The organism is Brevibacillus dissolubilis (assembly GCF_006170445.1).
Lineage (GTDB): Bacteria > Bacillota > Bacilli > Brevibacillales > Brevibacillaceae > Brevibacillus_B > Brevibacillus_B dissolubilis.
The window spans coordinates 1-15145 of the sequence record NZ_VCNA01000016.1 but is presented as its reverse complement, the minus strand read 5'-3'; the positions used below and the strand labels follow the sequence as shown (position 1 = coordinate 15145).

Sequence of the window (15145 nt, the reverse complement as noted above, 5' to 3'; positions counted from 1 at the left end):
CACCATTCTAGACACAAACATGGCCATGCAAAAGAAACAACTAGTAAAACACCTGCTTGAGCTGGCTAATCATCATGCCACATTTGCTATCAATGAATCTCTGAAAACAGAGGGAATTATCTCACTGAATGAAGAGGAGGCCCTTAACCGTTTTGCCGTACGAATGCAACAAAATGGTGGCTATCTCCGGGAGAATGCAAGCTGGATGCCTTCTCCCACCAGTGCCACTAGCGATCCGATCTCTTTCCATCACTACTATATAGACTTCCAGCACTGGCAGACCGATATCCACCTCACTTACCGTTACGCCAACCACCAGCTCACCCTTCAAAATATCGCACAAGCCCCATTCCCCCGTCCAACAGGGGGACAATTCCAAATCACGATCACTAACCAGTCCGGCGAAACCATTCACCTCGCTCCCAAGACCATTACAGGCCCTTCCCTGATCATGCTGGCCTACATAGATGACCGTCCCATTTCACCACTTCTGCCCGGCCACGCCTTCCCCGTACTGAGCGTTGAAACTATCAAATTTTAATGCATTTGTATTTCTATAACCATTTTTCCTTTTTCATGGTAATCAACTAACGTGTTAGACCGTATACTACTTGTATATCAGGCTTTTCAAGGGGGGACGGAAATTTTAATCAGGTTTAATTTGTACAATGCTTGGGTATTATCCCATTAATTTTTATGAGCAAAACTGTTAATTATCTGTTAATATGAAGGAAAGAACGAGATATTGTCGAAAATGTTTATCAGACAGTATTGGAAATAACTGAATATTTTTATTTTCGAATGAAGTGAGGGTTGCATATGACAGTTAGTCACACCTCTTTCCAAGGTAGTCCCCGTCGATGGCGGGAAGTCGAAAAACAATTAGGGATCGTTGTTCCGAAGTCTTTGCGAACGGACACGTCTGCTTTATTGTTCCTGGAAGAAGTCGCAGCAACACCCATGATCGACAAAGAAGAGGAATTGGATTGCCTGATTCGTTACCAACGCGATGGTGACTTGGAAGCTCGTGACCTTCTGGTTCGTGCTTATCTTCGCTATGTTGTTCACACCGCACTTCGTCATTTGAAAAAGGGTATGCCACTTTTGGACCTGATCCAAGAGGGTACATTTGGGCTTTTCACGGCAATTGAAAAGTTTGATATCAACCGAGGCGTCCGTCTGTATCACTACTCTCATTGGTGGGTTTCCCAAGCCATCACCAGAGCGATCAGTGATAAGGGTCGTCTTATTCGCATACCTGTGCATATGCACGAACAAATCCGACTCTACCAAAAACAGATGGCAGAGTTGGCTCATACTCTCAACCGTTATCCAGAACGGCATGAGATTGCCCAATTCTTACGTATTCCCATCGAAAAAGTGGAATCCATCGAGTATGCCCTGGCCATGAAGATGGAATCTTTCGATGATGAATTGGATCATTGGGACGAATTTGAGGACGAGAACCTCAGCTATGCTGAGATTGTAGAAGACGGTGACGCTCATTTGGAAGATTGGATTGAAAAGGTAGATTTGCGTACGCAAGTGTTTGCTGCGCTCAGCCGATTGAATCCACGGTCACAAGAAATCATCGCGATGCGTTATGGATTGTATGACGATCAGGTCTATACTCTTGAAGAGGTTGGCAAACAGTTTGGTCTTACTCGTGAGCGGATTCGCCAGATCGAGGCGACCACAATTGAGAGCCTACGCAAACAGAAGTACTCCCGCGCTTTGATGGAGTACCTGCCTTAACGAGTATTTGAGCCAAAATATCCTCGATCTCTTTGTCATCAACACCCTCCGCCTTCACACACAGCATGTACAGGCCAAAAAAAGCCTTTCGCCACTTACCACGCGACCACGAGTTGCGTGGTTTTTATTTTTATCTAAAGACCGCTTTGGACAAGCTAAAATAAGCAATTGAAAAGGCGATCCATACCCCATGCCTCTTACTTTTGACAAGCGGCTATGTTAAAATAATACGAAAGGGGGTTGATACGCAATGAAAGAGCATCAAATGTGTCCCAAGTTCGAATCAGCCTTTGAGTTGCTTGGTAAACGATGGACGGGTCTGATCATTCATGCGTTGCTTAGTGGACCGAAGCGTTTCAAAGATATCTCTGAAATCATTCCTGGGATGAGCGACCGTATGCTGGCTGAACGGTTTAAGGAGCTGGAGAATGCGGGCATTCTCTCCCGGCATGTCTACCCGGAAACACCTGTACGGATTGAATATGAATTGACTGAAAAAGGAAAAGGGCTCAAAAAGGTCATGGATGAAGTGGGAAATTGGGCCGAATCGTGGGTACAATTGGATAAGGACGAGGAACAAGCCAACGATTAAACTCCTGCTTACATTAGGTTGCGGGGGTTTTATTCTTAAATATCAAAGCCATACGAGGAGGATTTATGCAACAACAAACAGATAACTATATCGTTCGGGCTACCGGATTTGATGGCCATGTGCGGGCGTTTGCTGCACGCACAACAACTATTTTAGAAGGAATCCGTCAGTCTTACGATATGTGGAATACGGCTAGTGCGGCATTGGGACGTACCCTGACCGTGACGGCGATCATGGGCGCGATGCTCAAAGGGGAAGAAAAACTGACCGTGGTCGTCAAGGGTGGCGGCCCGATCGGCAACATCACCTGTGACGCTAATGCCAAAGGGGAAATCCGTGGTTACGTGACCAACCCACAGGTTCATTTTGACCTAAATGAGCTGGGCAAGCTGGACGTCCGCCGTGCCGTGGGTACGGACGGTTCTCTGTTCGTTACCAAAGACCTCGGCATGCGTGAACCATATCAAGGCAGCTCCCCAATCGTCTCCGGCGAAATCGGCGAAGACTTTGCCTATTATTTCGTGACTTCCGAGCAGACTCCATCTGCGGTATCTGTTGGGGTGCTGGTGAATCCGGAAGACCGCTCGATCTTAGGCTCCGGTGGTTTTATCCTTCAGCTTTTGCCAGGTACTCCTGAAGAGATCATCACCAAGCTTGAAGAGCGCCTCAAAGGACTTCCACAGGTATCCCGCATGGTAGCAGAAGGGATTTCTCCGGAAGAGATGATCGAGAGGGTACTGGAAAATCCGAAGATCCTCAGCCGTCTTGATCTGGAGTTCAAGTGCACCTGCTCCGAAGAAAAGGTGGAAGGGATGCTCTACAGTCTGGGCCATGAAGAGTTGGGCGGCATGATCGAAGAACAAGGCGAGGCCGAGGTTCATTGCAACTTCTGCAACCAACGCTATCACTATTCAAAAGAGACCTTGGAAAATATCCGCGCTGACATCCAGAATAGCAAGAAGTAGAGACGTGCAGGGGGAGGAAGTTCATTGAAAAACACCAGGTTCTTGTGGGCGCTGGTCGGCTCGCTTGTGCTTTTGCTCTGTGTAATAACAGCAGCTTGGTACAAAGACGCCAGCGCCTTACAAACCGTTGCTGTTGCAGGTGATTATTCCATTAACAAATCCGATTACCTCAAGAAGCTGGAACAGCGGTTCGGCCCGCGTATCTTAGATGAGATGATCAACCATGCCGTTGTGTTCCAAGAAGCTGAGCGGCTTGGCATTGAAGTGGACCCTACGCGTATCGAGCAAGAGGTACAGAAGCTCAAAGAGAGCTACAGCAGCGGTGAGAATGTGGAGACGGCGCTGAGGGAGCAGCTGGGCACAACCACGGAGGAACTGCGTGAGATGGTGCGCTATCAGCTGCTTTTACAGGAGATTGCTACGCGTGATATCTCCATCAGCGAAGAAGAGATGCGTACGTACTACGGCAATCATCAGGATCAGTACGCACAGCCGGCGAAAGTGAACTTTTTGCAGATTGTCGTTGCTTCTGAGGAGGAAGCGGCCAATGTCCGTCAAGAGCTGTCGGACGGAGCCAACTTTTCCACGCTGGCGAAAGAGCGTTCACTGGACAGCCTCACGTCAGCCAATGGCGGTGATGTCGGCTGGGTAAAAATCAGCGATCTGGAGGAGAATCTGCAGGCAGCCGTCCGTTCTCTTGAGATCAAGGAAGACAGCACGCCGATTCCGATCCAAGAGGGCTTTGCCATTATCCGGGTCATGGAGCGCAAGGAAGCATACCAAGCCGAATACGATGAAGTAAAAGACCAGATCCGCCGCGATATCGCTCTAGGAAAAGTGGAATCGCTGGATACAGTGCTGGAGCGGCTAAAACAGGCTGTAGGTGTCGAAATCAAAGGGAAACAATGAATTGACGGAAAATTAATACCTCTGATATAATTACCTACAAAACCAAGTACATTACTCGGTATTCAGGAGGCGGAGATATATGCGCGTTGCACAATCCATTACTGACCTGATCGGCCAGACACCTTTAGTAAAATTAAACCGTATTGTCGGCGAGGACATGGCTGACATTTATCTTAAATTAGAATTCTTCAACCCAGGCAGCAGCGTAAAAGACCGGATCGCTCTGGCGATGGTCGAAGACGCAGAACAAGCAGGTCTGATCAAACCAGGCGACACCATCATCGAGCCAACCAGCGGTAACACCGGGATCGGTCTTGCGATGGTAGCAGCAGCAAAAGGCTATCGTGCTGTGATCGTGATGCCAGAGACGATGAGCATGGAGCGCCGCAACCTGCTTCGCGCTTATGGTGCTGAGCTTGTACTCACACCAGGCAGCGAGGGCATGGGCGGTGCGATCCGCAAAGCAGAAGAGCTTGCCGCAGAAAACCCAAGCTACTTCATGCCACAACAATTCAAAAACCCATCCAATCCAAAAGTACACCGTGAAACCACAGCTCAAGAGCTGCTTGCGCAAGGGAAAGAAATCGGCGGCATCGATGCCCTGATCTCCGGCGTAGGTACAGGTGGTACCATCACAGGTGTGGGTCAAGTGCTCAAAGAAGAGTACCCAGACCTCCAAGTAATCGCGGTAGAACCGGCAGCATCCCCAGTTCTCTCCGGTGGTCAGGCAGGCCCGCACAAAATCCAAGGGATCGGTGCAGGCTTCGTCCCAGAAACCCTCGATACCGATGTCTATGGTGAAATCATCAAAATCGAAAACGAAGATGCCTTCGAAACCGCGCGTAAGGTTGCCCGTTCTGAAGGGATTCTCGGCGGGATCTCCTCTGGTGCAGCGATTCATGCAGCCCTGCAGGTAGCAGAGCGTCTGGGCAAAGGTAAAAAAGTCGTTGTCTTCATCCCAAGCAACGGCGAACGTTACCTGTCCACTCCACTTTATCAATTTGAAGAATAGGGCTTCTTTTATAATAGAAGGAAAGGAAGCGGCACCGTCCATGATCCGGGCGGGAGCCGCTTTTTTCTACGTTTTTTTCAGTACCCAATCAGAAGCCCGCTGTGGTATGATAAAGCTTGAAACATGAGATTAGTCTAGTATGAGCAGAGGTTGAGAGGAGAGCTGAGCTATGATTTTAATGATTGACAATTATGACTCTTTTACGTACAACTTGGTACAATTCGTTGGTGAATTGGGTCAGGAGCTGGAAGTGTATCGCAATGACGCCATCACCTTAGAAGAGATCGAGCGTCTGGCACCTGATTATTTGATGATTTCGCCAGGCCCGTGCACGCCGAATGAAGCCGGGATGAGTATGGAGATCATCCGTCACTTTGCCGGTAAGATTCCGATTCTGGGGGTATGTCTTGGTCATCAGTCGATCGGGCAAGTCTTTGGCGCTGAGGTCGTGCGTGCTGACCGCCTGATGCATGGCAAGACTTCAGAGGTTTTCCATGACAATCAGACGATCTTCCGCGATGTGCCAACGCCATTCACCGCAGCCCGTTACCACTCGCTGGTGATTAAGCCGGAGTCACTGCCAGAAGAGCTTGAGGTTACCGCCCGTACCGAAGATGGAGAGATCATGGCTGTGCGCCACCGCCAATATGCCGTGGAGGGTGTGCAATTCCATCCGGAGTCTGTGATCACCGAGCACGGCAAGCAGATTCTCCAGAATTTTATCACCACGTACGCAAAAAAAGAATCAATGACAGCATAGGGAACAGACACACGAAGAAACCGCTCATGAAGGCATGGGCGGTTTTTTGCTGTTTACAATACATTAACGCTATCTTAAACCTTTGTTAACTGCCACTAGACATTAGGCCTGTACAATCGTTCTTGAGATACGAAATCGATCAAATTCTTACCCTAAAGGAGCGATTCAATCATGGAAATTAATCGTCGTCAGTTTCTGACCTATCTGGGCGCGGGTACGGCAGCGCTTGCTTCCCTCGCAACGGGAATTCCTGCTCTCGCAGAAGGTGAATCTGCTTCTGGTAAAACAGCCGATGACCTCTTTGGCCTCGACGCCAAGGCCAGCAACAGACCCAAATTCCTGCCGATCAAAGCCACATCCAAAGATGATGTCGTGCTGCCAAACGGCTACAAATATGAAGTAATCGCCCTCTACGGCGACAAGATCAACAGCAAAGGCGACACATTCGGTATGAACGCCGACTTCACCTGCTATCTGCCAATCGAAGGCAAAAGCGATCACGGCCTGCTCTGGGTCAACCACGAGTATTGTGGTGAGCTTGAATATTACGTGAATGGCTATGACACGCTCAACAGCGACTCCTCTAAAAATCTGCGTACCGCTGAACAGATCGAGAAATACCTCTACGCACTTGGTGGTTCCATCATCGAAGTGAAAAAGGCAGACGGCAAATGGACGCTTGTCGCTGATTCCAAATACGGTCGTCGCATCAGCGGCTTGACCAAGCACACCGTAACAGGCCCGGCAGCAGGCTCCAAAGCGATGAACGGTGCAAAAGAAGTGATCGGTACCTTTGCCAACTGCTCCGGAGGCTCTACTCTCTGGAACACCATCCTCTCCTGTGAAGAGAACTACGACACCGTGGTAAAAGAGTGCAAGCTCCCAGATGCGACCCACTATGGCTGGGTCATCGAGGCAGATCCATTCGATCCGAAGTCCACACCGAAGAAGCATACCGCTCTTGGTCGCTTTTCCCACGAAAACACAGCGATGACCATTGCCACCACAGGTCAGCTCGTGGTCTACATGGGTGATGACGCCAACGACCAATACGTCTACAAATATGTCTCCAAAGGCAAGTACGACCCAACCGCAGGCAAAAACAACTCCAAACTGCTCGAAGAAGGTACGCTCTATGTTGCCAACTTCGGCAAAGGCACATGGGTTGCCCTCGACTACGAAACCAACTCTGCCCTGAAAAGTGCGAAAAACACAGAAGGCCAACCGCTCTTCACGTCCCAGGCAGATGTGCTCGTCAACTGCCGTGAAGCAGCCAAAACCGTCGGCGGCACACCAATGGACCGTCCGGAAGACCTCGAAGTACACCCAATCGACGGTTCCATCTTCATTGCTCTGACCAATAACTCCAAGCACGGCAACTTCTACGGTCAAATCGTGCGTATGTTTGAAAAAGATAAAAACCATGCAGGCACGTCCTTCGAGTTCGAAATTTTCGCGACAGGCGGCCCGCAAAGCGGCTTCGCAGCGCCAGACAATCTCGCTTTCGACAAAGCAGGTAACCTCTGGGTAGTAACGGACATTTCTTCTGGCTCCATGAACTCAGGCATCTACAAAAAGTTCGGAAACAACGGTCTTTTCTTCATCCCGACTACTGGTTCCCGCAAAGGCGACGCGTTCCAATTCGCTTCCGCTCCAGTAGGGGCAGAGATGACAGGCCCTTGGTTTACTCCAGATGAAAAAACGCTCTTCCTGTCCGTCCAGCATCCAGGTGAAAACCTTGCCTCCTACGATGCCCCAACCAGCCATTGGCCGCACGGCGGAACTGCTGTTGCCCGCCCAGGCGTCATCGCCATCACCGGCTTCTAAAAAAGGAGTGTTTCCAACATGTTATCTTCCATCGGGGTTCCCGGTTTAATTCTGATCCTGATCATCGCGCTGGTAATCTTCGGACCAAGCAAGCTGCCTGAGATCGGCCGTGCCTTTGGCCGTACCCTCACCGAGTTCAAATCCGCCGCGCGCGACTTGACCAAGGACGACGATGACAAAGAAAAAAGCGATAAAACCACCACGACGCCACTCTTGGCAAGTGATGCCCCTGCCCCTGACGCTGTCAAACGCGTGAACTAGAACGAACCAACAGGATTGAAAAGGTAGTGCCTTTTATGCGCACTGCCTTTTTCCTGTGACATTCCTGTCCTGTAAAAAAAGAGAGGAGTTGAATCGACATGCAGGAGATGAATCTGATTGATCACGTTGCCGATCTGCGCAAGCGGCTGTTGATCACCTTCAGCACGTTTATCATCAGTGTGGTGGTCTGTTTTTTATATGTAGAGCCGATTTATGAATTTCTCTCCAGCCGTTCCGGGGAAAAGCTGACCGTGCTCGGGCCCTTAGACATTCTCGGAATCTACATGAAGCTCGCTGCCGTCGGTGCGATTGCGATCACCATTCCGGTCGCCGCCTATCAGCTGTGGAGGTTCGTCGCTCCAGCGCTGACCAAGCAGGAACGGAAAGTGACCCTGATGTATGTGCCGGCGCTGTTTTTATTGTTTGTGTTTGGGGTCAGCTTTTCCTATTTTGTGCTGTTTCCGATGATGTACCAATTCGCACTGGGACTGGCACAGGGGAACTTTGAACTTTTAATTACCGCCAATGAATATTTTAATTTCCTATTAAATATGACCATTCCGTTTGGGATCATTTTTGAGATGCCGATTGTGGTACTGTTCTTAAGCCAGATCGGGATCGTCAATCCGCATCGCTTGGGCAAGCTGCGCAAGCCTGCTTATCTGCTCCTTACCATCGTCTCGGTGACGATTACGCCGCCGGATCTGGTGTCAGATGTGCTGGTCATTGTACCGCTGTTTCTTTTGTACGAAGCAAGTATCCTGATTTCCCGTGTCGTCTACCGCAAGCAAAAAGAGACAGAGGAGTTGTACGATTCAGCCGTATAGTCATTTTTACCTAAATAAAACGAGATCAAAACGCCAGTCCGGTGAAAACCGGGCTTTTGGTGTTAGTGAAAAAGTCGCATGCACATTCCGTTATTCGTTCGCTAGAATTGTATAGGGAATTTATGTTATGCTATCGACATTATGCAAGAGGGGAACGAACAGAATGAAGCATAACCCTTACGTGGTTCATGTCTATGACCAAGCGTCGATTACAGCAGAGATGAATAAAATCGGTTCAGACCCAGGCGGCATCAAGCTGATGGCCCCCAAGGGAGAGACATTGCTGATCCGTGTCGATAACGTGTCGCTCAAAGCGGCCAACATTCTCAAGCAGGAGATGCTGGCGCGCGGTGGCGACTGTGCGGTACATATGAAGGTATCCATGCTCGATATAGCCGAATCCAGCGTTCTGTTGGTAGCGACCCGCCGGCAGATGCGTGATGTGCTCCGAAAATTGCGCGGGCAGCCATTTGGCCTGAAGCGACTTGGAGCCGAGATTGAGGAATTGCTCTATAATCAGGATAAACTGGGGAAACGTACGGAGCTGGTCTGCCGCAACCTGATCTTGCCGCTCAACCAGCGGACATTGATCATGGGGATTTTGAACGTCACGCCGGATTCATTCTCCGATGGTGGACGCTTCAATGATGTGGAGCGGGCTGTTTTGCATGCGCGGGAACTGGTGGCCCAAGGTGCGGATATCATCGACGTGGGCGGTGAATCGACACGTCCGGGCTTTGCGCCGGTCGGTCTGGAGGATGAGTTGGCCCGTGTGATCCCGGTGATCGAAGCGCTTGTCCGGGACAACTGTCCGGTACCGATCTCAATCGACACCTACAAGGCAGAGGTAGCCAAGCAGGCGATCCAAGCTGGTGCCCATATCATCAACGATGTGTGGGGCGCGAAGAAAGATCCGGATATGGCCAAGACAGCAGCAGAGCTGGACGTGCCGATTATCCTGATGCACAACCGTGAGGACCGCGAGTACACCGACTTTTTCAGTGACTACATCCGTGACCTGCGGGAATCGGTACAGATCGCCGTCGAGGCCGGGGTACGTGAGGAGAACATCATTCTCGATCCAGGGATTGGTTTTGTCAAATCACACGAGCAGAATCTGGAGACCATGCGCCGCTTGGATGACCTCGTCGCTCTCGGCTATCCGGTGCTGCTTGGTACGTCGCGCAAATCCATGATTGGCCGTGTGCTTGATCTACCACCAGAGGAGCGTCTGGAGGGTACAGCTGCCACCGTCGCACTGGGTATCACCAAAGGCTGTCATATCATGCGTGTCCACGATGTCAAAGAAATCAAACGCGTCGCCAGAATGATGGACGCAATGCTAAAGGGGATGGACGTACATGGATAAAATTTATTTTAACCACATGTCATTCTACGGCTACCATGGCGTATTCGAGGCGGAAGCCCAGCTGGGACAGCGTTTTTACGTCGATCTGGAGCTTTCCCTCGATCTGTCTAAGGCCGGAGAAACCGACGACCTGAATGATACCGTCAACTATGCCGACATTTTTGACCTGGTGAAAAAATACGTGGAGGGTGAACGCTACAAGCTGGTTGAGACACTGACCGCCCGAATTGCCGACCAATTGCTGGCTACCTTCCCGTTTACCGAAGTAAAAGTCAAAGTGACCAAACCTAATCCACCGATCAACGGACATTACGAATCGGTTGCAATCGAGATGGTACGAAAGCGAGTGAACACCTAAACATGTCAAGGCGAGTGCAAGCCTATCTGGCACTAGGCACCAACATCGGAGACCGTGAGCTGAATCTTCAAGCCGCGGTCGACGAGATCCATCACACAGAGGGCATCACTGTCCAGCAACTTTCTGCCGTATACGAAACCGATCCTGTGGGTTATACGGATCAGCCTGCTTTTTTCAACATGGTGATACGGGTTGAGACCACGTTGGAGCCGCAGGCACTGTTGACACAGCTGTTATCCATCGAACAAGAATTAGGACGTGTCCGTACCGTCCGCTGGGGTCCGCGTACAATCGACATCGACATTTTGCTGTATGGCACCGAACGGGTAGAGCTGCCTGAGCTTACGATTCCGCATCAGGCGATGTTTTCCCGTGCGTTTGTACTGGTTCCGCTGCGCGATGTCTGGGAGGGCGGCCAGCTGGCAGGGACGACACGGACGATAGACGAGTGGATTGCGTTGACAGAGGATCACAAGGGGGTACACAAATGGGGGACACTCGATTGGGAGGCCGAATCAGAGCCTTCCGCAAATTAAAAGGCTTTACTCAGCAGACTCTCGCAGAGGAGATGGGAGTCTCGCTTTCGTTTGTCGGAACACTGGAAAGAGGCACAAGAATCCCAACGGAAAACGTGTTGCGTAAAATAGCCAACACTTTACAGGTCGATTACGATGAATTATGTGCTATAAATAAGAAATGAATATGTTTCTTAACTTCGAAATCAACCTTCGAGGCTAAAGGAGGGTTAACATACATGAAAATTGGTAACATTGAACTGAAAAACAACGTCGTGCTTGCACCGATGGCAGGGGTCTGCAATCCTGCCTTCCGTCTGATTGCCAAGGAATTCGGTACAGGCTTGGTCTGCGCCGAGATGGTTAGCGACAAAGCGATTGTCCAAGGCAACAAGCGCACGATGGATATGCTCTACGTCGACGAACGCGAAAAGCCATTGAGCCTGCAAATCTTCGGTGGGGACCGTGAGACGTTGGTCGCAGCGGCGAAGCATGTTGACCAGTACACTAATGCCGACATCATCGACATTAACATGGGCTGTCCAGTGCCGAAGATCGTCAGCTGTGACGCAGGTGCCCGCCTTTTGCTGGACCCGGAAAAAATCTACGAGGTCGTCTCCGCTGTGGTCGATGCCGTAGACAAACCAGTAACCGTCAAAATGCGTCTTGGCTGGGACGAAGACCATCTTTATGTGCTGGAAAATGCGAAAGCCGTTGAACGCGCAGGCGGTGCTGCAGTCGCAGTCCATGGACGTACCCGTGTGCAGATGTACAAAGGCAAAGCCGACTGGGAATGGATTGGCCGCGTAAAAGAAACCGTCGGCATTCCAGTCATCGGTAATGGGGACGTAGCCACACCTGAGGATGCCCGCCGCATGCTCGACACGACCGGCTGCGACGGTGTTATGATCGGACGCGCTGCATTGGGTAACCCATGGATGCTGTACCGCACGATTCAATACCTCACGACAGGTCAGCTCTCACCAGACCCGACTCCGCGCGAGCGTGCCGACATCTGTATGCTCCACGCAGACCGTCTGATCGCTCTCAAAGGCCCGCGCGTCGGTGTTCTTGAGATGCGTAAACACGCTGCCTGGTATCTCAAAGGTCTCAAAGGCGCCACCCTCACCAAGAATCTGATCAATGGTGTAGAGACCTATGAAGAGCTCCACAAGGCGATGTACGATTATGTCGAGTGGCTGGAAAACGGTGCTCCTGGTATGGATGAATCAGCCATGGCAACTGATACAGAAGCTGAGGAAACCGTCAACTATTAGTTTTATCCAGACATTGACAACCTGTTCGGCATATCCTATAATACCTCATATTATCGTTAGTAAGCTGCCAGACACTAAAATCTGGCAGCTTTCCCTATGATGACCTCTCAGAAGCGCCAAACGCCTTAATCCCCTCTGTATACCACGAGGGAGATTTACATATAATCCTGAGAATGCCAACTTCGGGATTACTTATTTTTTATAAACGGGGGAATTGAACATGTCTGAAAAAGAAGTCATTCTTACTCCAGATGGTTTAGCGAAACTAGAACACGAACTAGAAGAGTTGAAAACGGTTAAACGTAAAGAAGTAGCTGCCCGTATCAAAGAAGCGATCAGCTTTGGCGATATCAGCGAAAACTCCGAATACGAAGAAGCAAAAAATGAGCAAGCCTTCATCGAGGGCCGCATCCTTACCCTCGAAAAAATGCTCCGCAACGCACGTATCATCACCAATGAAGACGTCGATACTGGTGTGGTGAGCGTTGGTTCTACCGTGATCCTCAAAGATATCGAATTCGGCGATGTCGTAGAATACACCATCGTGGGTTCTGCTGAGTCCGACCCAATCAACAACAAGATCTCTAACGAATCTCCAGTTGGTCAGGCTCTGCTTGGCAAATCCAAAGGCACGACCGTTGATGTTAACGTTCCAGCTGGCGTGATCCAATACGAAATCCTCGATATCAAACTTTAATTCATAAACACCAACCAGGCGTACCTCACATGCAAAGGTACGCCATCTGGCTATATACGAGCAAGGAGTGAATAACGCATGTCACAAGATCAACACGATCAAGAATTACAACAAGACGAACAACAAAAAGAAGAAGGTCTGCACGAACTGCTGCAAGTCAGACACGACAAGATGAACCAACTCCGCGAGTGGGGCATCGACCCGTTCGGCAAACGTTTTGAAGCCAAAAACCAAGCGGCCGACATCGCCCGTGAATTCGGCGACAAGACCAAAGAAGAGCTGGAACAACTCAACCAAACCGTAGTGATCGCAGGCCGTCTCATGGCGAAGCGCGACATGGGTAAGGCGAAGTTCGCTTCTTTGCTCGACCGCAGTGGACAAATCCAAATCTACGTGCGCCAGGATACTGTGAGCGCGCAAGAGTATGACGTGTTTGACCTGGCAGACATCGGCGACCTGATCGGTGTGACAGGCGTAGTCTTTAAAACCAACAAGGGCGAGCTCAGCATCAAAGCAAAAGAACTCGTCTTCCTTTCCAAGTCCCTTCGTCCGTTGCCGGAGAAATTCCACGGCCTCAAAGACGTCGAGACCCGTTACCGCAAACGCTACGTGGACCTCATCGTCAACCCAGAGGTTCGCGATACCTTCATTACCCGCAGCCGCATCCTGACCTCCATGCGCCGCTATCTCGACAGCATCGGCTATCTGGAAGTAGAAACCCCAACCCTGCACGCTATCGCAGGTGGTGCATCTGCACGTCCGTTCATCACGCACCACAATGCATTGGACATGCAGTTGTATATGCGTATCGCCCTCGAACTCCACCTCAAGCGCCTGATCGTCGGCGGCTTGGAAAAGGTGTATGAGATCGGCCGCGCATACCGCAACGAGGGTATTTCTACCCGCCACAACCCAGAGTTCACCATGATGGAGCTGTACGAAGCATATGCAGACTTCCAAGACATCATGAGACTCACCGAGAACCTGATTGCCCACATCGCGCAAGATGTTCTCGGCACGACCAAAGTGAACTATCAAGGCCAAGAAATCGACCTGACTCCACAATGGCGCCGCGTCCACATGGTTGATCTGATCAAGGAAATCACCGGTGTAGACTTCTGGAAACAGATGAGCGACGATGAAGCGCGCGCACTTGCCAAAGAACACGGTGTATCTGTTGAACCGCACCATACCTTTGGACATGTAGTCAATGAGTTCTTCGAGCAAAAATGTGAAGAGACTCTCATCCAGCCAACCTTCGTCTACGGACAACCGCTGGAAGTCTCCCCATTGGCGAAAAAGAACGATGAAGACCCTCGCTTCACGGATCGTTTCGAGCTGTTCATCGTTGCGCGTGAGCACGCCAACGCATTTACCGAGCTCAACGACCCGATCGACCAGCGTCAACGTTTCGAAGCGCAGATGGTTGAAAAAGCAAAAGGGAACGACGAGGCACACGAAATGGATGAGGACTTCATCGAAGCACTTGAGTACGGTATGCCGCCAACAGGGGGTCTCGGAATCGGGATCGACCGTCTCGTGATGCTCTTGACTGACTCCCCGTCCATCCGTGACGTACTGCTCTTCCCGCTCATGCGTGAGAGAGACTAATTTTCCAGATTACGAAACGGGGAAACCCGACTCAGTTTAGACAAAAGGAAGCAACCCGATATAGGGACTGCTTCCTTTTTGTTTTTGATAGAAAAAAATTTCTTGATTATATTTTTCTCGCTGTGATATAGTAAATTTCGTTGTTGTTCAAGCTAATTCCAATATTATTCCTGAAAAATTACTCTTGCTAATTAATTTGATGTGTGCTAGAGTATTAAAGGTCAGCAGGATCACTCAAGAAAATGTTGACGAATGAATATCTGGTTTGTTAAGATCTAAGAGTTGTCCTTTGAAAACTGAACAGCGAAAGCAAATGATAATTCAGCCAAGCAACAAGTTTTTGACCTAGATCAACTTCAACTTTATTGGAGAGTTTGATCCTGGCTCAGGACGAACGCTGGCGGCGTGCC

The 15145-nt window shown here is 50.1% G+C and carries 17 protein-coding genes; all 17 read left to right on the top strand.

What is annotated here, in order from left to right; all coding sequences use genetic code 11:
* The first annotated feature begins 25 nt into the window (after window positions 1-25).
* The 17 genes from FGI41_RS22425 to lysS all read left to right on the top strand — a co-directional run bounded on the left by FGI41_RS22425 (window position 26) and on the right by lysS (window position 14735).
* The gene (locus FGI41_RS22425) at window positions 26-541 is read left to right on the top strand and encodes a hypothetical protein (protein ID WP_255298600.1); all 516 of its coding nucleotides are present in this window, start codon (window positions 26-28) and stop codon (window positions 539-541) included.
* Window positions 542-819: 278 nt separating this feature from the next.
* The gene (locus FGI41_RS22420; RefSeq protein WP_139492547.1) at window positions 820-1755 is read left to right on the top strand and encodes a sigma-70 family RNA polymerase sigma factor; all 936 of its coding nucleotides are present in this window, start codon (window positions 820-822) and stop codon (window positions 1753-1755) included.
* Between the two features lie 250 nt (window positions 1756-2005).
* Window positions 2006-2347: a winged helix-turn-helix transcriptional regulator gene (locus tag FGI41_RS22415; protein ID WP_139492546.1), complete on the top strand. Its 342-nt coding sequence runs from the start codon at window positions 2006-2008 to the stop codon at window positions 2345-2347.
* 65 nt (window positions 2348-2412) lie between these two features.
* A complete protein-coding gene (gene hslO / locus FGI41_RS22410; protein WP_139492545.1) occupies window positions 2413-3312 on the top strand; it encodes an Hsp33 family molecular chaperone HslO in 900 nt (299 codons plus the stop codon).
* A 24-nt stretch (window positions 3313-3336) separates the two neighbouring features.
* Entirely contained in the window at window positions 3337-4221 is an 885-nt protein-coding gene (locus FGI41_RS22405) for a peptidyl-prolyl cis-trans isomerase (RefSeq protein ID WP_139492544.1), read from the top strand.
* Window positions 4222-4300: 79 nt separating this feature from the next.
* Complete coding sequence (gene cysK / locus FGI41_RS22400; protein ID WP_139492543.1) at window positions 4301-5233, top strand: cysteine synthase A; 933 nt, start codon at window positions 4301-4303, stop codon at window positions 5231-5233.
* 169 nt (window positions 5234-5402) lie between these two features.
* Entirely contained in the window at window positions 5403-5993 is a 591-nt protein-coding gene (pabA, locus tag FGI41_RS22395) for an aminodeoxychorismate/anthranilate synthase component II (RefSeq protein WP_139492542.1), read from the top strand.
* A gap of 171 nt (window positions 5994-6164) precedes the next feature.
* Complete coding sequence (locus tag FGI41_RS22390; RefSeq protein WP_139492541.1) at window positions 6165-7820, top strand: PhoX family protein; 1656 nt, start codon at window positions 6165-6167, stop codon at window positions 7818-7820.
* An 18-nt stretch (window positions 7821-7838) separates the two neighbouring features.
* On the top strand, window positions 7839-8081 hold the full coding sequence (gene tatA / locus FGI41_RS22385) for a twin-arginine translocase TatA/TatE family subunit (protein WP_176560399.1): 243 nt from the start codon (window positions 7839-7841) through the stop codon (window positions 8079-8081).
* Between the two features lie 98 nt (window positions 8082-8179).
* On the top strand, window positions 8180-8908 hold the full coding sequence (gene tatC / locus FGI41_RS22380; protein ID WP_139492540.1) for a twin-arginine translocase subunit TatC: 729 nt from the start codon (window positions 8180-8182) through the stop codon (window positions 8906-8908).
* Window positions 8909-9071: 163 nt separating this feature from the next.
* Window positions 9072-10277 carry a dihydropteroate synthase gene (gene folP, locus FGI41_RS22375; RefSeq protein ID WP_139492539.1) on the top strand — a complete coding sequence of 402 codons (1206 nt, stop codon included), beginning with the start codon at window positions 9072-9074 and terminating at the stop codon, window positions 10275-10277.
* Window positions 10270-10635 (top strand): dihydroneopterin aldolase, encoded by a 366-nt coding sequence (gene folB, locus FGI41_RS22370; protein WP_139492538.1) that lies wholly within the window; start codon window positions 10270-10272, stop codon window positions 10633-10635. The genes folP and folB overlap by 8 nt, the downstream gene beginning before the upstream one ends.
* A 2-nt stretch (window positions 10636-10637) precedes the next feature.
* Window positions 10638-11171, top strand: a complete 534-nt coding sequence (gene folK / locus FGI41_RS22365) for a 2-amino-4-hydroxy-6-hydroxymethyldihydropteridine diphosphokinase (RefSeq protein WP_139492537.1) — start codon at window positions 10638-10640, stop codon at window positions 11169-11171.
* Window positions 11123-11335 (top strand): helix-turn-helix domain-containing protein, encoded by a 213-nt coding sequence (locus FGI41_RS22360; RefSeq protein WP_139492536.1) that lies wholly within the window; start codon window positions 11123-11125, stop codon window positions 11333-11335. Before folK ends, FGI41_RS22360 begins: the two co-directional genes overlap by 49 nt.
* Before the next feature lie 54 nt (window positions 11336-11389).
* Window positions 11390-12427: a tRNA dihydrouridine synthase DusB gene (dusB, locus tag FGI41_RS22355; RefSeq protein ID WP_139492535.1), complete on the top strand. Its 1038-nt coding sequence runs from the start codon at window positions 11390-11392 to the stop codon at window positions 12425-12427.
* A 220-nt stretch (window positions 12428-12647) separates the two neighbouring features.
* Window positions 12648-13124, top strand: coding sequence for a transcription elongation factor GreA (gene greA, locus FGI41_RS22350; protein ID WP_139492534.1), 477 nt, complete (start codon window positions 12648-12650; stop codon window positions 13122-13124).
* A 78-nt stretch (window positions 13125-13202) separates the two neighbouring features.
* Complete coding sequence (gene lysS / locus FGI41_RS22345; RefSeq protein ID WP_139492533.1) at window positions 13203-14735, top strand: lysine--tRNA ligase; 1533 nt, start codon at window positions 13203-13205, stop codon at window positions 14733-14735.
* The last annotated feature ends 410 nt before the right edge of the window (window positions 14736-15145 follow it).